This window comes from Saccharobesus litoralis, from assembly GCF_003063625.1.
Taxonomy (GTDB): Bacteria; Pseudomonadota; Gammaproteobacteria; order Enterobacterales; family Alteromonadaceae; genus Saccharobesus; species Saccharobesus litoralis.
In genome coordinates, this window is sequence record NZ_CP026604.1 from 3,645,862 (window position 1) to 3,669,122 (window position 23,261).

Here is a 23,261-nt window from a genome sequence, read left to right on the forward strand (position 1 = left end):
AAAGTGTCATTTTGATTGATACGCCCAAAACACTGTACTTGAGAACACAGCAATCGCCATTTAGGCAAAGCCGTCGAGGAATGAAGAGACGATTTTATGCTTTTATAAATGAGTCCTATGAATGACGAAGACAATGCAGCATAAATGGTGAGTGCGAAGTTCAAAGGCTACTTTGGGTTGTATGGTTAAGTGACTAAGCGTACACGGTGGATGCCTTGGCAGTTAGAGGCGATGAAGGACGTGTTAATCTGCGATAAGCCTGGACGAGTTGATAAAACGCGTTGAGTCCAGGATTTCCGAATGGGGCAACCCACTCTTAGGAGTATCTTGCACTGAATACATAGGTGTAAGAGGCGAACCCGGAGAACTGAAACATCTAAGTACCCGGAGGAAAAGAAATCAATTGAGATACCCTTAGTAGCGGCGAGCGAACGGGGTTCAGCCGAGATATTACACTTCAGCAGAACATTCTGGAAAGTTTGACCATAGTAGGTGATAGTCCTGTATGCGAAAAAGTGTAATGTCCATATTAAGTAGGTCGGGACACGTGATATCTTGACTGAAGATGGGGGGACCATCCTCCAAGGCTAAATACTCCTAACTGACCGATAGTGAACCAGTACCGTGAGGGAAAGGCGAAAAGAACCCCTGTGAGGGGAGTGAAATAGAACCTGAAACCGTGTACGTACAAGCAGTGGGAGCAACTTCGTGTTGTGACTGCGTACCTTTTGTATAATGGGTCAGCGACTTATATTCAGTAGCAAGGTTAACCGTTTAGGGGAGCCGTAGCGAAAGCGAGTGTTAACTGCGCGTTGAGTTGCTGGGTATAGACCCGAAACCCGGCGATCTACCCATGGGCAGGTTGAAGGTTGAGTAACATCAACTGGAGGACCGAACCCACTAACGTTGAAAAGTTAGGGGATGACCTGTGGGTCGGAGTGAAAGGCTAATCAAGCCGGGAGATAGCTGGTTCTCCCCGAAATCTATTTAGGTAGAGCCTCGGACGAATACCATTGGGGGTAGAGCACTGTTAAGGCTAGGGGGTCATCCCGACTTACCAACCCTTTGCAAACTCCGAATACCAATGAGTACTATCCGGGAGACACACGACGGGTGCTAACGTCCGCCGTGAAGAGGGCAACAACCCAGACCGCCAGCTAAGGTCCCAAAGTCATAGTTAAGTGGGAAACGATGTGGAAAGGCATAGACAGCCAGGAGGTTGGCTTAGAAGCAGCCACCCTTTAAAGAAAGCGTAATAGCTCACTGGTCGAGTCGGTCTGCGCGGAAGATGTAACGGGGCTAAACTATGCACCGAAGCTGCGGCTACATGCTTTGCATGTGGGGTAGGGGAGCGTTCTGTAAGCTGTTGAAGGTGAGTTGTAAAGCTTGCTGGAGGTATCAGAAGTGCGAATGCTGACATGAGTAACGATAATGGGGGTGAAAAACCTCCACGCCGAAAGACCAAGGTTTCCTATCCCATGCTAATCAGGGTAGGGTAAGCCGGCCCCTAAGGCGAGGCCGAATGGCGTAGTCGATGGGAAACGGGTTAATATTCCCGTGCTTGAATATATTGCGATGTGGGGACGGAGAAGGCTAATTCATCGTGGCGTTGGTAGTCCACGTGAAAGTATGTAGGCTGGAAAACTAGGCAAATCCGGTTTTCTAAGGCTGAGATACGAGACGAGACTCTACGGAGTTGAAGTGAATGATGCCATGCTTCCAGGAAAATCCGCTAAGCTTCAGATATATTCGAACCGTACTCCAAACCGACACAGGTGGTCAGGTAGAGAATACTAAGGCGCTTGAGAGAACTCGGGTGAAGGAACTAGGCAAAATAGTACCGTAACTTCGGGAGAAGGTACGCTGTTGTTTGTTAAGCCTTTACGGTGTAAGCGAACGACAGTCGCAGTGACCAGGTGGCTGGAACTGTTTATTAAAAACACAGCACTGTGCAAAATCGCAAGATGACGTATACGGTGTGACACCTGCCCGGTGCCGGAAGGTTAATTGATGGGGTTATCTTCGGAGAAGCTCTTGATCGAAGCCCCGGTAAACGGCGGCCGTAACTATAACGGTCCTAAGGTAGCGAAATTCCTTGTCGGGTAAGTTCCGACCTGCACGAATGGTGTAATCATGGCCACGCTGTCTCCACCCGAGACTCAGTGAAATTGAAATCGCAGTGAAGATGCTGTGTACCCGCGGCTAGACGGAAAGACCCCGTGAACCTTTACTACAGCTTGGCAGTGAACATTGAGCCTACATGTGTAGGATAGGTGGGAGGCTTTGAAGCAGTGTCGCCAGATATTGTGGAGCCATCCTTGAAATACCACCCTTGTATGTTTGATGTTCTAACCTCGTTCCCTGAATCGGGAATAGGGACACTGCCTGGTGGGTAGTTTGACTGGGGCGGTCTCCTCCCAAATAGTAACGGAGGAGCACGAAGGTTGACTAAGTACGGTCGGACATCGTACGGTTAGTGCAATGGCAGAAGTCAGCTTAACTGCGAGACAGACACGTCGAGCAGGTGCGAAAGCAGGTCATAGTGATCCGGTGGTTCTGAATGGAAGGGCCATCGCTCAACGGATAAAAGGTACTCCGGGGATAACAGGCTGATACCGCCCAAGAGTTCATATCGACGGCGGTGTTTGGCACCTCGATGTCGGCTCATCACATCCTGGGGCTGAAGTCGGTCCCAAGGGTATGGCTGTTCGCCATTTAAAGTGGTACGCGAGCTGGGTTTAGAACGTCGTGAGACAGTTCGGTCCCTATCTGCCGTGGGCGTTTGAGAATTGAGAGGGGCTGCTCCTAGTACGAGAGGACCGGAGTGGACGAACCTCTGGTGTTCCGGTTGTATTGCCAAGTGCACTGCCGGGTAGCTATGTTCGGAATCGATAACCGCTGAAAGCATCTAAGCGGGAAGCGAGCCTCGAGATGAGTTCTCACTGGACTTTAAGTCCCTAAAGGGTTGTTGGAGACTACAACGTTGATAGGCAGGGTGTGTAAGAGTTGTGAGGCTTTGAGCTAACCTGTACTAATTGCCCGTGAGGCTTAACCATACAACGCCGAAGTGGCTTTGGCAGTAATTGTTCCAGACAATTACATTGCACTTCCTCCATCCATGGAGGTCGTGTGAGAAATGACACTAAAGACCCTATTAAGAAATACTAAACAAACTATAAAGAACGAACTTATTACAAGCCTAATTGATTATCTAATCAAACAAGATTAGATAAGTAACAGTTTATGCCTGACGGCGATAGCATTGCGGAACCACCTGATTCCATCTCGAACTCAGAAGTGAAACGCAATTGCGGCGATGGTAGTGTGGGAGGTCCCATGTGAGAGTAGCACACTGTCAGGCTCTTATTCCAAAAGAAGCCCTTAGCGAAAGCTAAGGGCTTTTTGCGTTTTAGCCAATCAAAACTAGTAGGCGAGCATTTATGCTTGCAAGCGTTGGTAAAAACGCTTAGTTTCTAAAGCAAATCCTCGTTAAAGTGTTTCACAAGCGTCTCTAACACCTCGAACATAGCCAAGTCTTCCACAAATTCCTTTTTGATTTCCAAGGTTTGGATGGTCATTGATAGCGCCATATTTAGATGGATAAGTTGCCGACCAGAAGCACGGATAAAATATCTTTTGATGCGGTTCGTCGTTTTAAAGATACATCACTATTGATTTTAAGGAAGGTATTAAACCGCTAGATATAAAAAAGCCCAGCGGTAGCTGGGCTTTGAATGCTGTCAAAATGCAGCAAATTGACTTGGGCTAGTTTATTTGTTTAAGACTAACGCCCAGTCAGATTGTTCTGATTTAGGAGGTTGTTGTAAGTTTATAAGCTTACCGCCTGCGATAGAAACTAATGCACTGGACTCGTGGATTTGACCTGATTTGGGGTTAAACCATCTTGCTTTGTATTCACCGCTTATAGACAGGTTGCCCAAACTTTCATTTTCGATATTATCTGTATAAATGATAGCCGAAGATTTATCTCGGTTGGTTAAACAGTAAATTCCTTCTTGATTAACACAGCGGGTAGTTAAATCGAAAATATTGTTATCGGTAAAAAACTGTTTCGCGATGAAAGTTTGATCCCATAAAAGGTCACGAGAGCGCCAGTCTTCAGCATTTAAATCATTGTGAGCATATTTATAGCCAAAATACCATTCGACACCTGCAGAATTAAGCATAAAGCTAGGCCACATCACTTGTTGGCGCATAATATCGTGATTTGGATCTTCACTGTCAGGTAAAGCACCTGTGTGCCACAAGCCTATTTCATCCATCGTAATGGCTAATGGGTGGCCAGCTTCTTTTGCTTTCTCTTGCCAACGAGTTATGTGTTTAGTCACTGTTTTAGGTTGGTCGACTTGTAAAGATAAGCCGTCAAAGTCTTTAAAACCCATAAACTTAGGTAAGGTTTCTTCTTTATGTTTCCAACTGGCATGTGTATGAATAAACACAGGCTGCTGATAGGGATCGATGTTTTTAATGTAGCTAGCCATTGCCATGGCTTGCTCAGGTGTTTGTCCTTCTGGTGAAAAGTGTACGGGGCCATTTTCTTCCCCGACATTCCAGATAATACCGGCATGATGAGCAAAGCGCGCTATCATTTCATTGAGGTATAGCTTGCGTTTTGGACCGGTATCTCCTTTATCTAATAACAGCTCGTTTTCGGTTTCTTGCAGTATAAAATGCATGATCATGTTTTTATCTTCCATGTGCTGAAAGACTTGTTCCCACTGAGCCAGTTTACTGACATCAAATCTATCAAGTGTATTATGGTCTACGTATGGCCATACATCTTTTCCATCACCACCTATATTCATGGTGACAAAATAAATAGCGTTCATACCTTTATTTGCTAGGTAATTGACGGCACCAATTAAATTTTTGCCTTTACCTTGTTGCCAGCTAGGATCGCCTTGCTGCCAATCTTGGGCATGTTCATTGTATTTGTGTAAATTTTTGGTGGAAGCCTTACCAATATCTTTAGTGTCGGCTGCTACGCGGTAAGTACCATCGAAGTCGACATAACCAAGAAGATTTTCAGGGCTATTGGCACCCACTTTAAGAATGCCTTTATTTAGGTTTTTATAATAAAAATAACCGTTCTTTACGGTTAGGATATCGTGTTCAATGTCATTGTTTGCTGCAACATGAATTTTCCCCTGCTGCCCGTCAAATTCAGTTGGCTGTCCTTCATTTAAGTTTTGGCTAAGCGCAATGTTGCTGCCAGTATCAAAGTGAACTTTATATTGCCATTCTCCAGCGAATTGCGGTCTGAATTTAATGTGCCATTGGTTACCTTGCGTCGCTGAGGATTCTTGCGCTGTGCCGTCAGCTGCGTAATAACCGCGAATTTGGTAGGTGTTGTTACCTTGAGTGATTTCCGCGACAACACGGTAATCAGTGAAGGGATTTAGTTTGGCTTGCTCGCTTGTTTCAGGGCCGTCAACTTTAATCGTAATAGCTTGGTGCTGAGTAGCATTAATGGTGTGAGTTTTTTCGCTGCAGCCCAACAGAGCTAACACTGACAGGCATGAAACGATAGTCGCCCGCTGAATGTTATTGTTAAACATAGAATAACCTTATTTATTTTAAGTATTTATGAGTGTTGTTTTGGTGTTTTAAATATATTCATTGGTTTTATTGCAGCTTTACTAAGCAGGCAATTGTTTTATTTGTTTTGCGGTTGATTAAAACTAAAAACCCCGTGGCAAGCCGACGGGGTTTTCTATTACGTTAAACTGTATTTAATCTTAAATTTTGTATTTATTGTGTGCGCGGAAACCAAACAGGCAGATCACAACAAAACAGATAAGCGGTAATATAAAAGATGTCTGAACCGCTGGAATGCCGCTTAATATTTCTCCACCATCAATCATAGACCCCTGCAGCGGTGGCATAAGCGCACCACCGACAATGGCCATAACTAAGCCAGCAGAGGCTAAACTAGCATCGTCTCCCATGCCTTTTAGTGCAATGCCGTAAATAGTGGGGAACATTAAAGACATACAGGCAGACGTTGCAATTAAGCAATATAATCCAGTGTAGCCACCGATGAAGATAGTACCTAATGAAAGTAATATGCCACCAGCCGCTAAAACCATGAGTAAATGGCCTGGACGGATATAACTCAACAAGAAAGTACAAATAAAGCGGGAAGCTAAAAAGATAGACATAGCTACCATATTATAGCTTTGCGCTTCAGCTGCGGTTAAACCGACTGATGTCATGCCGTAATGAATGATGAAAGTCCAACACATTATTTGTGCACCAACATAAAATGCTTGGGCGACAACACCTTCAAGATAACAACGATTTTGTAATAATCGTGCGAAAGTTTCTTTAAGCTCTTTTGCTGTTAAAGGATGATCATGGCTGATAGTTTTAGGTAATTTACTAAATAAAAACACAAAAAAGAGTAACGCGACAATCACAGCTATAGCGACATATGGTCCGCGAACGGTAATTAAGTCAGCCGCTTGCATGGCTTGATGCTCTACTGGATTTGAAACCGCATAATCAGCTAATGCTTGAGTTAATTTACCATCAACTTCAGAAGGTAACATGGTGGCATATTCTGGGTTTGCGGCTTTTTCTTGCGCTCTAAATTCTTCTACCTGTAATTGACTTAAAATAAATGTCGAAGCGATCATCATACCCGTTAATGATCCAATAGGGTTGAAAGCTTGTGCTAAGTTTAGGCGTTGAGTCGAGGTATCAGGGTGGCCCATGGATAAAACATATGGATTTGCAGTGGTCTCTAATAAAGCCAGCCCACAGGTTAATATCCACAATGCAGCTAAGAAGAAGGTAAATTCCATATAAATACTGGCAGGGATAAATAGTGACGCCCCTAACGCATATAAGAATAAGCCAAGTAAAATTCCTGATTTATACGAAAATCGGCGTATAAAAATAGCGGCTGGGATCGCCATCACACCATAGCCTAAATAAAAAGCAAACTGCACTAAACTACTTTGGGCATTTGAGATCAGGAATATATCTTTAAACGCTTTAACTAGTGGGTTTGTTACGTCATTGGCAAAACCCCATAGAGGAAATAAAGAAGCAACCAATAAGAATGGCACTATGTATTGTGCTTCTAAAATTTTAGGCTTTTGGGTTGTTGTTGATTGCTCATTCACAACGGTATCTGTGTCATTGACTGCGGTACTCATACTAACTCGCTCCGAATATTGTTCGCGCACATTGTGAACCAAAATTAGTATAAACGAAAAAATCTATATAATTTGGTTGTTAATTTGTTAACAAAATAAGCAGGTACTATATTTTAAAAGAGGTTGATATGCAATTAACTATTTTGATATTTGAATCTAAAAATTTAAACTTGCTATTATTATCCAGCCTGAGACTTGAATGCTAGCACGTAATAAATACACTATTTGTATGGATGTCAGTCTAACGTTAGCTAAAGCTTGATTGGCCTCTGCTCAAGTATCACGCTGTACATTTCGGCATTTAAAGTGCCCCCTGTAAACTAATTAATACATTTTCTTCTACGGTTTCTTTGCTATTAGCCTAACGCTAAATGGCTTCTAATCGTGCTAGGCTCATTTTTGTCAATTATTCCTGCCAATCCGATTCGAATTTTTTATTTGGATGTGTAATGGAACCGTGCGGTGCTTTACGTGATTTCTTCTATGGTATTAATATAGTCAAAGCGATCAGGTTTTAGGGGCAGGTTTCTAGTTCCAGACGAAACCTAAGTACCTACATCCATGTAGGCAAAGCCGTCAAGCTTAGAATCCCCATGAGCATATGCTCTATTATGTGATTGGGGTGAGTAAGCGCTGACAATGAACCATAAGGCCTGAGCGAGAAGACTATAAGTGAGGAATCATTATGAAACACTTGCCTACTCAAGTATTGCTAAGCGCTAAACAGCTGTTCGATGCTCTGTGGTGTGATTATATTCAAGTTTACCCTATGGCAAAGTGCATTCGTTATGGGATCGCAAAGGCAGCTGGCCTCAAGCCTAGTCAGTTAATTAATGACCATATTGCGCTGCGAACTTTCAACGTAGATCCTATAGGAATTGATCATTTAGAACAGCATTTTTTAAATTTGGGCTATGAGCAAGCCGGAGAGTATCATTTTGCACAGAAACAACTGTATGCAAGACATTATGTACCGTGCAAAGACGTTTTAGGTGATAACAATAATAGTCATGATGTTTTACCTAAGGTGTTTCTTTCAGAGTTAAAGGTAGGCGCTTTTTCGAGTGATTTTCAGCGTATCGTTAATCATTTGGTAGATTGTATTGATAAGGTTAACGTCACCGATCCTTCATTTTTATATTCAGGCCGCCCTTGGCCGATTTCGATTAAGCAATATAAAACATTGTTGAACGAAAGTGATTATGCGGCTTGGTTAGCTATTTGGGGATATAGAGCGAATCATTTCACTATTCGCGTTAATGAATTGCCTAATTTACAAAATTTAAACCAGGTTAATCAAGTTGTAGAATCATTGGGGTATGCATTAAACCTTGTCGGCGGCGCAATAAAAGGTGATCCTAGTGTAGGTCTTGAACAGTCTTCGACCCTAGCTGGAGAAGTTGTAATAGAACTGGCAGATGGCTCAATTAAAGTACCAAGCTGTTTTTATGAATTTGCGTTACGCCACAAAATAAATGGCAAGTTGTATGAAGGGTTTGTCACTCAATCAGCCGATCGTATTTTTCAAAGTACTGATTTGCAAAAATAACAAGCGTCAGTACGAATCTAACGCTTGTTAACTTGTTATTTGCGAAAGGTTATTTAACTCGCATGCCGGGTTGAGCGCCATCTTCTGGGTTCAAGATCCATAAATCTTCACCGCCTGGCCCCGCAGCTAAAACCATGCCTTCTGACATGCCAAAACGCATTTTACGAGGCTTTAAGTTAGCTACCATTACCGTTAATTTACCTTCTAACTGCTCTGGAGAATAAGCTGACTTAATACCGGCAAATACTTGGCGAGTTTCGCCACCAATATCTAATTGAAGCTTAAGGAGTTTATCTGCGCCTTCAACATGCTCAGCTTTAGCAATTTTAGCGATGCGTAAATCGACTTTAGCAAAGTCAGGGTATTCAATTTCTTCGCTAATTGGATCTTTACTTAATTCGGTTTCTGGTGCCGCAGCGGCTTGTTGAGCTGCTAAGTCTTCTTTGGAGGCTTCTACCATGGCTTCAATTTTCTTAGGTTCAATGCGTTGCATAAGAGGTTTGAATTTTTCAATAGCGTGACCTTGAAGTAATACCGCGTGGTCGCTCCATTGCAATTCAATGTTTAAAAATGATTCTACTTTTGCGGTTAGGGCTGGTAATACAGGCTTTAAGTAAACCGCTAATATTTTAAATAGGTTGATACCGAGAGAACATACTTGATGTGCGCGTTCTTTGGTTTCTTCCGCTTTTGCTAGCACCCAAGGTTCTTCATCCGCGATAAATACATTGGCTTTATCTGCAAGAGCCATAATTTCGCGGATCGCTTTACCGTACTCTCGTGTTTCATACAGTTCTGCAATTTTATCACCAGCAGCGACAAATTCATCAGCTAGCGCTTGATCAATAATGCTATCAGACAATTTACCGTCGAACTGTTTGCTAATAAAACCAGCGCATCGGCTGGCGATGTTGACAAATTTACCGACTAAATCAGAGTTAACTCGTTGGCTAAAGTCTTCTAAGTTTAAGTCTAAATCATCAACGCGACTTGTTAGTTTGGCAGCAAAATAATAGCGCAAATATTCAGGTTGCAAATGGTCTAAATAAGTACGAGCTTTAACGAATGTCCCTTTCGATTTAGACATTTTAGTGCCGTTGACCGTCAAGAAGCCGTGGGCGTTAATAGCCGTTGGCTTGCGGAATCCAGCACCTTCTAACATTGCAGGCCAGAATAAGCTATGGAAATAGATAATATCTTTACCGATAAAGTGGTAAACCTCGGCATCAGAATCTTTTGCCCAATAGGTATCAAAGTCCAAGCCTTTTTTGTCGCACATATTTTTAAAGCTACCCATATAGCCAATCGGTGCGTCTAACCATACGTAAAAATATTTATTTTCTGTGCCAGGAATTTGAAAGCCGAAATAGGGCGCATCACGACTAATATCCCAAGCTTGCAAACCCTCTTCAAACCATTCTTGTAGCTTATTAGCCATTTGCTCTTGTAATGCACCTGAGCGTAACCAAGTTTGCAGCATGTCGGAAAAATGAGGTAGCTGAAAGAAAAAATGCTCACTTTCTTTTAGAATAGGTGTCGCACCAGAAACACTGGATTGTGGGGTGATTAATTCAGTCGGGCTATAGGTTGCGCCGCAAGCATCACAGCTATCACCATATTGGTCGACTGCTTTACATTTAGGGCAGGTGCCTTTAACAAAACGATCCGGTAAAAACATCTCTTTTTCGGGATCAAATAATTGTTCAATGACTTTGCTCTTAATATGGCCAGCGTCATTTAAGCGGTTGTATATTAATTCCGCTAATGTTTTGTTTTCGTCAGAATGAGTTGAATGGTAATTGTCGAACTCAATTAAAAAGTCAGCAAAATCGGCCATGTGCTCTTTTTGCACTTGGTCGACCATTTCTTCTGGGGTAATCCCCATTTGCTGTGCTTTAAGCATAATTGGTGTGCCATGAGCGTCATCGGCACAGACATAGTAGGCCTCATGACCTCGCAGACGTTGAAAACGAACCCAGATATCAGTCTGGATATGCTCTAGCAAGTGGCCTAAATGAAGGGAACCGTTTGCATAGGGCAGAGCACTGGTTGCAAGAATTTTACGCTTGTTCGACATAGTAGATTTTTCTGATTCGGATTTAACTTTAATTGGCTGCGCATACTACTGAAATTAACGCGTAATTTCATTATTTGTCGGCTTAATTTCAACAAATCAGCAAAAACCACCGAATTTAAGTATAATGCCGCGGATTTCTTGAATGGAGTGCTGAAAAAATAGCCAGCCTAATGTTTCTATGACAAAAGTAATGACTGATAAATTAGCCGAGTACTTTAACACCTTAGATGTGCCTTTTTCGCCAAGTGAATTTGACTTTTCGCAGCCGGTTGTAGCGTCTCGCATTCCACTTCGCCAATGTTTAGGTGATGACTGGCAATGGTTGCCAGGTTCTAGTTTAAACTCTCCAGTCAAAACTGAGCTGGCATCGATCAAGCATATTATTGCTATTGCGTCAGGTAAGGGTGGTGTAGGTAAGTCGACCACTACTGTGAATGTGGCGCGAGCGTTAGCCGCTATGGGCGCTAAAGTTGGGGTTCTGGATGCTGATATTTATGGACCTTCCGTACCTTTGATGCTTAATCGTTCGGGGCAACAGCCCGCTACTCATGACGGTAAAATTATGCAACCTATTGAATCAGTTGAAGGTATAAAAGCCAATTCAATTGGTTTTTTAGTGGCTGATACGGATGCCGCTGTTTGGCGTGGTCCTATGGCAAGTAAAGCTTTCATGCAGCTGTTTAATGAAACGCAGTGGGGCGAGCTTGATTATTTGTTGATCGATTTACCGCCAGGCACTGGCGATATTCAATTAACGTTGGCGCAAAATATTCCGTTAAGCGGTGCGGTGATTGTTTCCACTCCCCAAGACATTGCGTTAATTGATGCACAAAAAGCCCATAAAATGTTCGACAAAGTCAATATTGACAGTTTGGGTTTGATTGAAAATATGAGTATTTTTGTATGTGGGGAGTGCGGGCATGAATCAGCACTATTTGGCCATGAGGGCGCTAAACAGTATGCTCAAGCATCGTCAATACCCTACCTAGGGGCATTGCCTCTATCTGTTGATATTCGTCAGTATATGGATGATAGCGAAGAACAGTCGCTTACTCAGAAAAATTTTAGTCATTTTTATGAAGCTGTCGCGCTGAGACTAGCGATACAATTGTCTGGCAAAGCCAAGCAGAATTATGATAAACAGCAACTGCAAATACCTATTCAGCAGTTACAGTAGAATGAACCCAATTTGGTTCACGTTTTAGAGGATCCGTTATGCGCTTATGTGATAGCGACATAGTTAAGTATATACAAGAAGGTAAAATCGCAGTATCACCAGCTCCGACTGAAGAAATGATTAGCGGTTTAACGGTTGATTTACGCTTAGGTAATAAGTTTAGAGTATTTCAAGATCACGCTGCACCCTATATAGATTTAAGCGGGCCTAAAGAAAATGTGACTAAAGCGTTAGAATCAGTCATGTCTGATGAAATTGTTATCCAAGATCAAGAGGCGTTTTTCTTACACCCTGGAGAACTGGCTTTGGGTGTGACGTTTGAATCAGTCACCTTGCCCGACAATATTGTTGGTTGGTTAGACGGCCGCTCATCACTCGCTCGCTTAGGCTTGATGGTACATGTTACAGCCCACCGCATTGATCCGGGTTGGTCAGGTAATATAGTGTTAGAGTTTTATAATTCAGGCAAGTTACCGTTAGCATTGCGTCCTGAAATGAAAATAGGCGCATTAAGTTTTGAGTTATTGTCTGGCTCAGCTGCAAAACCTTACAACAAGCGGCAAGACGCTAAATATAAAGGACAGCAGGGAGCGGTTGCCAGTCGTATCAACCAAGATGAACAATCCAAATAGCCGTCTGACATAAAGCAAAGCCTAGCTGTTATATAGTAAAATTGTATGGCAAGCTAGGCGTTAACTGACGGCTAAACTAGCAAATACACGTTCCATGGTTTGTCTGAGCTTTAACTCATCATGACGATAGAAAATATCTTGTTGCCGTAATTCCCCCTTTATTACCATATCATCACTTAAGTTATCGACAGGCGAATGGTTGTCAACTAACACTTTGCTAATACGGACTTTGGGGAATTGTCGCTGTAACCATTCAAGTTTGGCTGCTAAGTTCATTTTACCCGCAGGGCCAATTTCCTTGCCCAAATTGTCAATATAGATAATTTTTGCGTTGGTCGCGGCTAATGCTTGATAAAGGTCGTTAACTAGTAATGGTGGGATAACGCTAGTAAAAAAGCTACCCGGGCCGAGTAAAATGTAATCTGCATTGTAAATCGCACGAATAGCGCGTGGCGGCGCTGTGATATTTTGCGTTAAGTTTAAGCAATCGGGAACTGGAATATCTTCGGCATCAATGCTGGTCTCCCCAACCACAACACGGCCTTCGCAGGTGGTTGCGCTTAAATGCGCAGGTTGTTCCGACATTGGATAAAGCCGACTTTCTACCTTTAGCATACGTCTAGCCAGTTCAATCACTTCAACCGGCGAGTACCTGAGTTGTTGTAACGCGAAAAACAACAGATTACCTAGGCTGTGCCCAGACAGTTCATCATCTTCGAAACGATATTCAAGTAATTGTGCGCCAAAATGATTTTTACCTGCTAAATGACTTAAGCAGTTTCTCAGATCACCCCAAGCAATGGTGTCTTTGGCTTTTCTTAAACGTCCCGTTGAGCCGCCATTGTCTGTTGTTGTTACTATGCCTGTTAAACGATGACCGTAGTCAGAAAAAGTATTAAGTACTTTTCCTAAACCGTGTCCACCGCCTATAGCCACTATATTGAACTCTCTCGTTAGCATTAAGGGCTCGATTTCAATTGGTTGTCTAAATTTCACTACTACACCTTACTTAGTCAGTATAAGGCGAGAAAACAAAACTGTCTCGCGCTTAACCGTAACTAAATGTAATTTGTTATCGGTCATAAACCAAAACCCTGAATATTTAGCTGTGATAATGAGTACTTGTTAACGGAACGTAAAATTATGATGGCAAAACTGGCCTATTGTTTTAATATAAGTTAGGCTTTACTGGTCTGATGTGTTAATTAAAACACGTAAAATCAATGTGTTGTTCGGTTAAAACTAAAGACTACTGCTAACCTTACAGCTTGGAACCCAATTTTAGATTTCCATTTGTGCTAACTAAAATCAAAACCATTACACGCAATGGGGAGAAGTCATGAAAAAACTGCTGCTGAGTACCTCAATATTATCTGTATTGGCGCTCACTGGGTGTGGAGACGACACAAGTTTGTCTTCTATCGTTGACGATCACAAAGACAACAAGGTGATTGCTGCAACGCGGGTCTCTTTTGACCCATCAAATGGGGTTTTATCAGTACCCAACGACTTACTTTTTTCAACGCCGCCTAACGATTTAACTAAGAAAGACGGAACGTTAAATATCCCCGTGGCGGATGAGGCTGACCTTTCCGATCCTACGGTGGCGCTTAACACCTTAGATGGCTGGTCTGTTCAACAACCTTTTACAATTGATTTTGTATTACCTGCTGGCGTTGACTCTTTGGATGCTAATTCGGTTGCACAACCTGGCGCCATTCGCATTTTTGAAGTTGTCATGGGGGCGAGCTTAGTTGACAGTGATTGCGCCAGTGTCCAAGCTGGACTTGCCTGTAAGATGGTTGGTGAATTAAGTGCGCCAGTTAATTTTGTGACTACCCTAGCCGACAAAGATACAGTGGCTATTGTACCGGTAACACCGTTCAAGCCAGGCTCAAGTTATTTAGTCGTCGTGACAAATGCGTTAATGGATTCATTGGGACGAGATGTCGAGCCATCTTCAACCTATATTACGGTTAGACAAAATATTCAAACACATCCATTGGGTTCAGCTTCGCAGCTGGCATTACAAGGGTTAGTTAATTCGTTTGAAAGTGTGTTGGCCGGCGCAGGTATTGATTTAGATACAGTGATCCATACATCAGCGATGACCATTCAATCAGCCGGTAGCAGTATATCCGCGTTAAAAGCGGGATATGCAAAGTTATTAAGTGAGAATTCAGCAAATTTACCTATGCTAACCCATGTTGCGAATTCAACCTTGACTATTCGTGATATGTTTGTTGCAGCAGGTGCTATTGATGCGGCAACGCCACAATGCGCAACTATTGCACCAACTTTGGCTGCGGTAGCGGGTACAGAACAATTTGCGACTGTATTAGCGCAAATGCAATCTTTGATTGGCATTTGTGCAGGGGAAGTGCATTTTGGTTCTATTTCTTTACCTTACTATTTGTCTGCGCCAAGTAGCGAAGAGCCTACTGCTCCATTGAATAAGCCTTGGAAAGCCATGTGCGATAGCGGCGCCATTTTAGCGAGTGCTACGCAAGAGCAGTTAGCTTCCGCTACCCCTGGGCCTAATCACGATGCATGTCAGGCGCTCAATTTGGCTGATTTAGGTTTAGATGTGGAACGCAACTTAACCAAATACAATCCTGTGCCGATGGCGACGGGCCTACAAAATATTAAAGTACAAATGACTTTGCCTAATCTTTCGTTAATGCAGGCGATTGATCCGACATTTGCTCAACCTGATTCAGGTTGGCCGGTGGTTATTTTAACTCACGGATTATCGCGGCAAAAAGAAGACATGCTAGCCTTGGCTTCTACTTTATCAACGCAAGGTTTTGCCACTATTGCTATTGATCAGCCACTGCATGGCGAGCGCGGCTTTGATATTAACGGCAGTCCAGATAGCAAAGAAATTGTTGCATCGGGTGATAACCCACTTGCTTTTGCTAACTTGCAAAATCTACAAGTAATGCGTGACAACATTCGTCAAAGTGTTATTGACTTATTAGGATTACGCGTAGGGTTAACCAGAGCTGCAAGTAGCGACTTTGATGGTCATCAACTCGATCCAACTAAAGTGTATTTTGCTGGGATCTCTCTAGGTGCGATGTGGGGGCTAGATTTTGTTACGCTTGCCAATACGCCGCTTAACCCAGCTTTAGATCCTGCCTTTAAAGTTAATGCAAGTGTGTTGGCGAGTCCAGGAGGCGGTACGGCTAACTTTATGTTGGAATCAATATTTTTTGGCCCTTATATAAAAAGTAATTTAATTCTTAGTTTTATTGAGCCGTTTTTACCGACATTAGCCACCACAATCGGTGACGATGTTGCCTATGCACAAGCAAAAGCCAGCTTTGTCACTCAAGCGGGTTTAACGGGGGACGATTTATTAACGTTTGAAGCAGCAGAGCAGTTTGTGTTGTATTTATTAGCGCAGGGTGTCGATTTAACTAAGCTAAACGGTGAGGTTTATCGTACGCATTATGCCAATTTTAAAAGTAACCTAATGCAGAATAAACCAACGCTGTCGGCGGTGTTGGACGCAACATTTAATAGTTTTGCTTTTGCTGTACAAACCATGATAGATGCCGGTGATCCAAACAGTTATGCTAGTCAGTTAGCCGCGACAGGAACGCCGATCCTTATTACCGAAATATTCGGAGATGGTACGGCAAGTACGTGGGATGATGTTATTCCACCTACGACTTCAACGCCTTTATCTGGCACAGAGCAGTTTATACGCTTGTTAAACTTGCCTGTTCTCGACAGCAATGCTGGTGATGGTACGGCAAATGTTTCAGGTTTTGTGCGTTTTAATAAAGGTACTCATGGCTCATTATTATCAGCCGGTGATACACCAGAAGTCACCGCAGAAATGCATAGCCAAGTGGTATCTTTCTTTAAATCAGACGGTAAATTAATTAAGGTTAATTCAGGTGGTGGTGCTATTGTGCCAGCAAACTAACTACCTATTATCTAGTTAGGCTTAATGGAGTGCCTTAATGAATAGGTAGCTAAAAAATTTCATTATTGAAAGCCGCAATTTTCTATAAAATTGCGGCTTTTTTGTTTAAAAAAAGGCGAGATTAATTTTTTTAGATTTGTGTGAAATTTAATTGGACGAAATCAAAATCTAAGAGCAAAATACGCGAAATTTTGCTAGTGGCGGAAATGCTGCTTTTTACATTTTTAGTTGATGGTAATTGTCATGCCAAATAACAATAACGAACCTTGGACAACCCAACAAGCCGACAAAATATACGGCGTTAAAGCTTGGGGTAATGGTTACTTTGATATTGATCTCCAAGGAGATGTTGTCGTTAATAATCCATTAAATGAAACATCGAATCCTGTTTCGTTAATGAAAATTATCGAAGGTTTGAAAGATCGTGAATTACATATGCCAGTATTGTTGCGTATTGAAAATATTCTCGATCAGAGTATTAGCGAGCTAAATGAAACCTTTAATGCCGCAATAAATAAAATTGGTTATGGCAATGAGTATCGAGGGGTATACCCGATAAAAGTCAATCAACAAGCACAAATTGTTGAAGAAATTGCTCATTTTGGCGCGCGTTATAATCATGGCTTTGAGGTAGGTAGTAAAGCAGAGATGATTGCTGCGCTATCGACCATCGAGGGAACCGATAGCTTAATTATTTGTAACGGTTATAAAGACCAAGAATTTATTGAACTCGGTTTAGAGGCAGTTAAGTTAGGCCATAAATGTTTCTTTGTTATAGAAACCCTAACTGAGCTGCCTATTATTGTTGAGCGCAGTAAAGTATTGAATATACGGCCTCATATTGGTGTGCGGGTAAAAATGACCTCACAGGTTGGTGGTCATTGGAGTGCAACCAGTGGTGATCGCAGTGTGTTTGGTTTATCGGCTCGACAATTGATCCAAGCGGTTGATTATCTTAAAGAGCATGACATGCTCGACTGTTTGGAACTTCTGCATTGTCATCTAGGGTCACAGATCCCAAATATTCGCGATATTCGCGGTGGTGTGGTGGAAGCTTGCCAATATTATTCAGACTTGTGTCAAGAAGGCGCGGCTTTGTCTTATATTGACTTGGGGGGCGGTCTTGCTGTTGATTATACAGGTGGTCAATCAAGTACTGGGCAAAGTCGTAACTATTCACTCGCAGAGTATTGTGAAGATATTGTCGATACGATTAAGCATACGCTGGATGCCAAAGGACTAGCGCACCCAACCATTGTTACTGAGTCTGGCCGGGCAACAGTCGCTTACACATCCGTGTTGTTATTTAATATTTTAGATGTTGTTCATTTTGAATCTGAGCAGATACCTGAGTCGCAGGAAGATGAACATCAATTACTGAAAAGCATGCGGGAGATATTGACTTATCTTAAGCCGCAAAGAGTACAAGAGTGTTTTAACGACGCCTTGTTTTATCGTGATGAAGCGCGTGAATTGTTTAAACGTGGGCAAATTGATTTACGTGTAAGATCCGTGGTTGAAACTTTCTATTATGGGATCCTTCATCAAATTAAAGATACGTTAAATAAAATGGATCGTATCCCTGATGAGTTGGAAGGTTTAGCTGATTCATTAGCGGATATTTACTATGGCAACTTTAGTTTGTTTCAATCGTTACCGGATAGTTGGGCAATTGATCAATTATTTCCGATTATGCCGATCCATCGTTTAAATGAAGAGCCAACTAGGCGCGGCATGCTGGCTGATATTACTTGTGATTGTGACGGAAAAATAGAGCGCTTTGTGGTTGATCAACATGTAGAAAAAACTCTACCGTTACATGAAATGTTACCAGAGCAAGAATATTATTTAGGGGTATTTTTAGTTGGCGCTTACCAAGAAACGTTAGGTGATCTGCATAACTTGTTTGGTGACACCAATGTGGTAAGTGTACGATTGAATCAAGATTCAAGTTTTGATTTTGTCAAAGAGGTTCACGGCGACACGATAGAAGATGTATTAAGTTATGTTGAATATCACCCGCGTGAAATGAAAGTTAAATTCCGTAATAAAGTGGAAGCCGCTGTGAAAGAAGGGCGCATTAGTGCTAAAGAGCGCCAGCATATGATTAAAACGTTTAATGCGAGTATGCAAGGCTACACCTATTACGAAAAAGAAGAACATCAAGGCCAAGATGACTTGGCAGTTTAACAATAGTAGAGAAAAATAATGAGTAAAGTATTAATCATTGGTGCTGGTGGCGTTGGTCAGGTTGTTGCCCACAAGTGCGCTCAAGTGGCAGAGATTTTTTCTGATATTACTTTGGCCAGTCGTACTGAATCTAAATGTAAAGCGATTGCTGAGCAAGTTAAGCAAGCCACGGGTCGAGATATAGCGACAGCCCAAGTTGATGCGGATAACGTACCTGAGTTAGTTGCGTTGCTGAAACAGTTAAAACCTGAATTAGTTATTAATGTCGCCTTGCCTTATCAAGATTTGACAATTATGGATGCTTGTTTAGAAGCGGGTGTCCATTATATGGATACGGCCAACTATGAACCACTTGATACGGCTAAATTTGAATATAAATGGCAATGGGCTTATCAAGAAAAGTTTGAGAAAGCCGGTTTAACAGCATTATTGGGTTCGGGTTTTGATCCGGGCGCGACCAATATGTTTACCGCTTATATTGCTAAACACTATTTTGATGAGATCCATACATTAGATATTATTGACGTCAATGGCGGTGATCACGGCTATCCATTTGCAACCAACTTTAACCCAGAAATCAACATTCGCGAGGTAACAGCTGAGTGTCGTCACTGGGAAAATGGTGAGTTTGTCACGACTCCGGCTATGTCAACTAAGCAAAGTTTCACTTGCCCAGATGAGGTTGGTACTTACAACATATACCGTATGTATCACGAAGAATTGGAATCATTAACCAAACATTATCCAACGCTAAAACGCGCGCAATTTTGGATGAGCTTTGGTGACAGTTACCTTAAGCATTTGGAAGTGTTAGGTAATGTTGGCATGACAGGTATTGAACCTGTGGAATTTCAAGGTCAACAAATTGTGCCTATCCAATTTTTAAAAGCCTTACTGCCAGACCCTTCGACCTTAGGGCCGCGTACGGTTGGTAAAACCTGCATTGGCTGTGTCGTGACAGGTATTAAGGATGGCAAGGAGAAAACGGTTTACGTATATAACGTTAAAGACCATCAAGATTGTTATCAAGAAGTGCAATCTCAGGCGATTTCTTATACGACAGGTGTTCCTTGTATGATTGGCGCTAAAATGATTTTAGAAGGCCAATGGCAAAAGCCAGGTGTATGGAATATGGAACAATTAGATCCTGATACCTTTATGGAAAACATGAACCAACATGGTTTACCTTGGCAAGTGATTGAAGAGCCTAACTTCGATTTGATTTAACACTGAACCAATCTTAATTGGTATGCAATGTAAAAAGCCATTGTTATGAACAATGGCTTTATTTTTAAGTAGTATAGTCAAAGCGATCAGGTTTTAGGGGAAGCTGTCAAGCGGCGAGGCCCCATGAGCATATGCTTTATTATGTGATTGGGGCGAGTAAGCGCTGACAATGAACCATAAGACCTGAGCGAGAAGACTATAAAATAATTAAGCGTTTTGCCAACCACCTAATGCCTTCCATTTATTAACCATGTAACAAAATAACTCGGCAGTTTTATTGGTGTCGTAAATAGCGGCGTGAGCTTCACTTTGATCAAAGTGAATCCCCGCTTTTTGACAAGCCTTAACCAGTACCGTTTGACCTAAGGTTAATCCCGCCATACTGGTCGTATCAAAAGAAACAAATGGGTGAAAAGGTGTGCGTTTTATTTTAGTGCGCTCAATGGCCGCATTGAGAAAAGACATATCAAACGCGGCGTTGTGTGCCACCATAATCGAGCGTTGGCAATGATAATCTTTCTGTTTTTTTCTTACCGCTTTAAATATTTCTTTTAATGCTTCGTCTTCACTGACAGCCCCTCGTAACGGGTTAAAAGGGTCAATACCATTAAACTCTAGTGCCGATTTTTCTAGGTTAGCGCCTTCAAAGGGATCGATATGAAAGTGCAAAGTTTCACCTAAGTACATTTCACCGTTTTCGTCCATTTCTGTTAAACAGGCGGCAATTTCTAATAAGGCGTCGGTCTTTGCATTAAAGCCTGCTGTTTCAACGTCGATAACAACGGGATAATAGCCGCGAAATCGTTGCTTTAGTAATTCGTGAGTCATACTTTATTTGGACGACAAGCGCCCTTAAATCGAGTTTAGGAACTATCTTTTTATTATGTCAGAAAAATGGCTGATTTTCGGCGCGTATTTTGCAATATTTTTGAAAAAGGTGATTTGATGTCAGTGCTAAGCAGAGATTGGTCAGGCTTTTGGCAATAAATTTGCTTAATTCAGACTCTGTTGTACCTTGAGAAATTGATAATAGACGCAGTTAAGTTAAACAAACTTGCGTCTTTGCCTAATTGGTGATGAATGGCGATGAAAAATTTTATAAGCAATTTACTGTTATGTTTTGGCATAACAACCTTGTTTATTGGGCAAGTGGCAGCCGAAGTTAGGCAATATCATGCCAAGCTCGAAAAGTCGGCGTGGCAATTAAGTCAAAAGTCTAAATTGCAATGTACGCTGGCACATAAAATACCGCGTTATGGTGATGCTTTGTTTACGACTTACGCTAATCGTGAACTTAATTTAGCGTTTGAACTCGATATGTTGCGTTTACCCCATCACTATGGTGTGGCTTCGGTACAATCGGTTGCGCCCGAATGGCGCCCAGGTGTGGCGACTAAGTCGATAGCCGATATGAAAATTTTAAAGCAATTTAATGGTGAAGTGCCGCAACAAGCCGCTTGGACTATGCTCACGGAATTAGAGAAAGGTATGTTACCAACGGTATATTATGCAGATTGGGCAAACCCATACGATAAAGTGGCGGTTAGCCTTAATTCAATTAATTTTCATAGCGCATATGATCAGTTTTTAAATTGTGTGGATAATTTATTACCTTATAGTTTTGATGATATTTCATTCACCATCTTAAATTATAAAAAGAATTCGTCAGATTTAACAACGCGTTCCAAACAGCGATTAGGCATGATAGGTGAATACTTAAAAGCCGATGCTGAAATGGAACTGGTGCTTGTTACCGGATTTACGGATAGCTTTGGTGGTCGTTATTTAAACGAAAAGCTATCTAAAAAACGGGCTGAAAAAGTGAAAAGCTTTTTTGTAGAAAATGGCGTCGAGGCCGAGCGTGTAACCACCACAGGTATGGGCGAAAAACGCCATATCGATTCGAATAAAACAATTCTCGGGCGTGAGCGTAACCGACGAGTGGTGATCCAATTAAATAAAGAAGCGACCTAGTGCTGGAATGGTTGTGAAATTAAAGCAAAGATGGCTTAACAAAATACATACTCAATAAAAAATAAGCTATACACAGATTTATTGGAGAGACGAGTGAGAAGCTCTAAACGCAAGTTTAGAGCTTCTTTTTTATGGTTTGCTGTTGTTTTGTTCTTATTCAAAAGCTGCTAGAATATGCGCCCTCAATTTTCCCAGTTCGATACGGTTTTAAATGTCTGAAAACAGTTCAAAAAAAGTCATTGTTGGAATGTCTGGCGGTGTAGATTCGTCAGTGTCAGCTTACTTATTACTGCAACAAGGCTATCAAGTTGAAGGCTTGTTTATGAAAAACTGGGAAGAAGACGATACCGATGAATACTGCGCGGCAGCTGAAGATTTAAAAGATGCACAAGCTGTTGCTGATAAATTAGGTATAGAACTGCATACCATCAACTTTGCTGCAGAATACTGGGATAATGTATTCGAATATTTCTTAGCGGAATACAAAGCTGGACGTACACCTAACCCTGACATTATGTGTAATAAGGAAATCAAGTTTAAGGCTTTCCTTGAATTTGCCGCAGAAGCGTTAGGTGCTGATTATATTGCGACAGGGCACTATGTGCGCCGTGGTCAAAATGGTGACGAATTTCAATTATTGCGTGGCTTAGATAGCAATAAAGATCAAAGTTACTTCCTCTATGCTGTTGGCTCTGAACAGATCGGTCAAACTTTGTTTCCTGTAGGCGAATTAGAAAAGCCTGAAGTTCGTCGTATCGCCGAAGAGCAAGACTTAATTACCGCCAATAAAAAAGACTCTACGGGTATTTGTTTTATTGGAGAGCGTAAATTTACCGACTTTTTACAAAAGTACCTGCCTGCACAACCTGGCAATATTGAAACAGATGAAGGTGAAGTTATTGGTAAACATCAAGGTTTGATGTACCACACCTTGGGACAGCGTAAAGGGCTAGGCATAGGTGGACTAGCCGATAAAGGCGAAGATCCTTGGTATACAGTCGATAAAGATTTAGAGCGCAATGTGTTAGTTGTCGCACAAGGTAGCAAGCACCCAAGATTGTTTTCAAAAGGCTTAACTGCATCTCAATTAAATTGGGTTGACGGTAAAGGCCCACAGCAAGAATTAAAATGTGCGGTTAAAACTCGATATCGCCAACCAGACATTGCTTGTACCTTGACAAGAATGAGTGACGACGAGATCAAAGTTATGTTTGATGAGCCAGTTTCGGCAGTAACTCCTGGCCAGTCGGCAGTCTTTTACATTGATGATGTTTGCCTTGGCGGTGGCATTATTGATGAGCTGATCCGTTAAGC

The 23,261-nt window shown here is 42.0% G+C and carries 13 protein-coding genes and 2 rRNA genes; 10 read left to right on the forward strand and 5 right to left on the reverse strand.

Annotated elements, in window-relative coordinates:
• Positions 1-183 precede the first annotated feature (183 nt).
• Together C2869_RS13045 and rrf are read left to right on the forward strand one after the other, a co-directional pair.
• A 23S ribosomal RNA gene (locus C2869_RS13045) occupies positions 184-3,056 on the forward strand.
• A 190-nt stretch (positions 3,057-3,246) separates the two neighbouring features.
• A 5S ribosomal RNA gene (gene rrf, locus C2869_RS13050) occupies positions 3,247-3,361 on the forward strand.
• A gap of 409 nt (positions 3,362-3,770) precedes the next feature.
• Here rrf and C2869_RS13055 read toward each other — a convergent pair.
• Both C2869_RS13055 and fucP read right to left on the reverse strand, forming a co-directional pair.
• Entirely contained in the window at positions 3,771-5,579 is a 1,809-nt protein-coding gene (locus tag C2869_RS13055; RefSeq protein ID WP_108603358.1) for a DUF5060 domain-containing protein, read from the reverse strand.
• A 180-nt stretch (positions 5,580-5,759) separates the two neighbouring features.
• The gene (gene fucP / locus C2869_RS13060; protein WP_108603359.1) at positions 5,760-7,184 is read right to left on the reverse strand and encodes an L-fucose:H+ symporter permease; all 1,425 of its coding nucleotides are present in this window, start codon (positions 7,182-7,184) and stop codon (positions 5,760-5,762) included.
• Between the two features lie 685 nt (positions 7,185-7,869).
• Here fucP and C2869_RS13065 point away from each other — a divergent pair.
• Complete coding sequence (locus C2869_RS13065; protein WP_108603360.1) at positions 7,870-8,733, forward strand: DUF1338 domain-containing protein; 864 nt, start codon at positions 7,870-7,872, stop codon at positions 8,731-8,733.
• Positions 8,734-8,782: 49 nt separating this feature from the next.
• Here the strand turns inward: C2869_RS13065 and metG are convergent, their stop codons facing one another.
• The gene (gene metG / locus C2869_RS13070) at positions 8,783-10,810 is read right to left on the reverse strand and encodes a methionine--tRNA ligase (RefSeq protein ID WP_108603361.1); all 2,028 of its coding nucleotides are present in this window, start codon (positions 10,808-10,810) and stop codon (positions 8,783-8,785) included.
• 190 nt (positions 10,811-11,000) lie between these two features.
• Here metG and C2869_RS13075 point away from each other — a divergent pair, with 190 nt between their 5' ends.
• Positions 11,001-11,987, forward strand: a complete 987-nt coding sequence (locus tag C2869_RS13075) for an Mrp/NBP35 family ATP-binding protein (RefSeq protein WP_228710661.1) — start codon at positions 11,001-11,003, stop codon at positions 11,985-11,987.
• Positions 11,988-12,025: 38 nt separating this feature from the next.
• Positions 12,026-12,619: a dCTP deaminase gene (gene dcd, locus C2869_RS13080; protein ID WP_108603363.1), complete on the forward strand. Its 594-nt coding sequence runs from the start codon at positions 12,026-12,028 to the stop codon at positions 12,617-12,619.
• A gap of 60 nt (positions 12,620-12,679) precedes the next feature.
• On the opposite strand, the gene C2869_RS13085 is transcribed toward dcd, so the two are convergent.
• Positions 12,680-13,615: a gluconeogenesis factor YvcK family protein gene (locus C2869_RS13085; RefSeq protein WP_108603364.1), complete on the reverse strand. Its 936-nt coding sequence runs from the start codon at positions 13,613-13,615 to the stop codon at positions 12,680-12,682.
• A 343-nt stretch (positions 13,616-13,958) separates the two neighbouring features.
• Here C2869_RS13085 and C2869_RS13090 point away from each other — a divergent pair, with 343 nt between their 5' ends.
• The 3 genes from C2869_RS13090 (at position 13,959) to C2869_RS13100 (ending at position 19,973) form a co-directional block, all read left to right on the forward strand.
• Complete coding sequence (locus C2869_RS13090; protein ID WP_108603365.1) at positions 13,959-16,556, forward strand: VolA/Pla-1 family phospholipase; 2,598 nt, start codon at positions 13,959-13,961, stop codon at positions 16,554-16,556.
• Positions 16,557-16,799: 243 nt separating this feature from the next.
• Positions 16,800-18,746 (forward strand): biosynthetic arginine decarboxylase, encoded by a 1,947-nt coding sequence (gene speA, locus C2869_RS13095; RefSeq protein WP_108605050.1) that lies wholly within the window; start codon positions 16,800-16,802, stop codon positions 18,744-18,746.
• Between the two features lie 18 nt (positions 18,747-18,764).
• Positions 18,765-19,973, forward strand: a complete 1,209-nt coding sequence (locus C2869_RS13100) for a saccharopine dehydrogenase family protein (RefSeq protein WP_108603366.1) — start codon at positions 18,765-18,767, stop codon at positions 19,971-19,973.
• A 207-nt stretch (positions 19,974-20,180) separates the two neighbouring features.
• Here C2869_RS13100 and rnt read toward each other — a convergent pair whose 3' ends face one another.
• Positions 20,181-20,801, reverse strand: coding sequence for a ribonuclease T (gene rnt, locus C2869_RS13105; protein ID WP_108603367.1), 621 nt, complete (start codon positions 20,799-20,801; stop codon positions 20,181-20,183).
• A gap of 258 nt (positions 20,802-21,059) precedes the next feature.
• Here rnt and C2869_RS13110 point away from each other — a divergent pair, with 258 nt between their 5' ends.
• Positions 21,060-21,947, forward strand: coding sequence for a flagellar protein MotY (locus C2869_RS13110; protein ID WP_108605051.1), 888 nt, complete (start codon positions 21,060-21,062; stop codon positions 21,945-21,947).
• A gap of 211 nt (positions 21,948-22,158) precedes the next feature.
• Complete coding sequence (gene mnmA / locus C2869_RS13115) at positions 22,159-23,259, forward strand: tRNA 2-thiouridine(34) synthase MnmA (RefSeq protein WP_108603368.1); 1,101 nt, start codon at positions 22,159-22,161, stop codon at positions 23,257-23,259.
• The last annotated feature ends 2 nt before the right edge of the window (positions 23,260-23,261 follow it).

Excerpts from the sequence above, each read along its gene's own strand:
- C2869_RS13055 (WP_108603358.1), bottom strand. The coding sequence starts at position 5,579 with ATGTTTAACAATAACATTCAGCGGGCGACTATCGTTTCATGCCTGTCA.
- fucP (WP_108603359.1), bottom strand. The coding sequence starts at position 7,184 with ATGAGTACCGCAGTCAATGACACAGATACCGTTGTGAATGAGCAATCA.
- C2869_RS13065 (WP_108603360.1), top strand. The coding sequence starts at position 7,870 with ATGAAACACTTGCCTACTCAAGTATTGCTAAGCGCTAAACAGCTGTTC.
- metG (WP_108603361.1), bottom strand. The coding sequence starts at position 10,810 with ATGTCGAACAAGCGTAAAATTCTTGCAACCAGTGCTCTGCCCTATGCA.
- C2869_RS13075 (WP_228710661.1), top strand. The coding sequence starts at position 11,001 with ATGACTGATAAATTAGCCGAGTACTTTAACACCTTAGATGTGCCTTTT.
- dcd (WP_108603363.1), top strand. The coding sequence starts at position 12,026 with ATGCGCTTATGTGATAGCGACATAGTTAAGTATATACAAGAAGGTAAA.
- C2869_RS13090 (WP_108603365.1), top strand. The coding sequence starts at position 13,959 with ATGAAAAAACTGCTGCTGAGTACCTCAATATTATCTGTATTGGCGCTC.
- speA (WP_108605050.1), top strand. The coding sequence starts at position 16,800 with ATGCCAAATAACAATAACGAACCTTGGACAACCCAACAAGCCGACAAA.
- C2869_RS13100 (WP_108603366.1), top strand. The coding sequence starts at position 18,765 with ATGAGTAAAGTATTAATCATTGGTGCTGGTGGCGTTGGTCAGGTTGTT.
- rnt (WP_108603367.1), bottom strand. The coding sequence starts at position 20,801 with ATGACTCACGAATTACTAAAGCAACGATTTCGCGGCTATTATCCCGTT.
- C2869_RS13110 (WP_108605051.1), top strand. The coding sequence starts at position 21,060 with ATGAAAAATTTTATAAGCAATTTACTGTTATGTTTTGGCATAACAACC.
- mnmA (WP_108603368.1), top strand. The coding sequence starts at position 22,159 with ATGTCTGAAAACAGTTCAAAAAAAGTCATTGTTGGAATGTCTGGCGGT.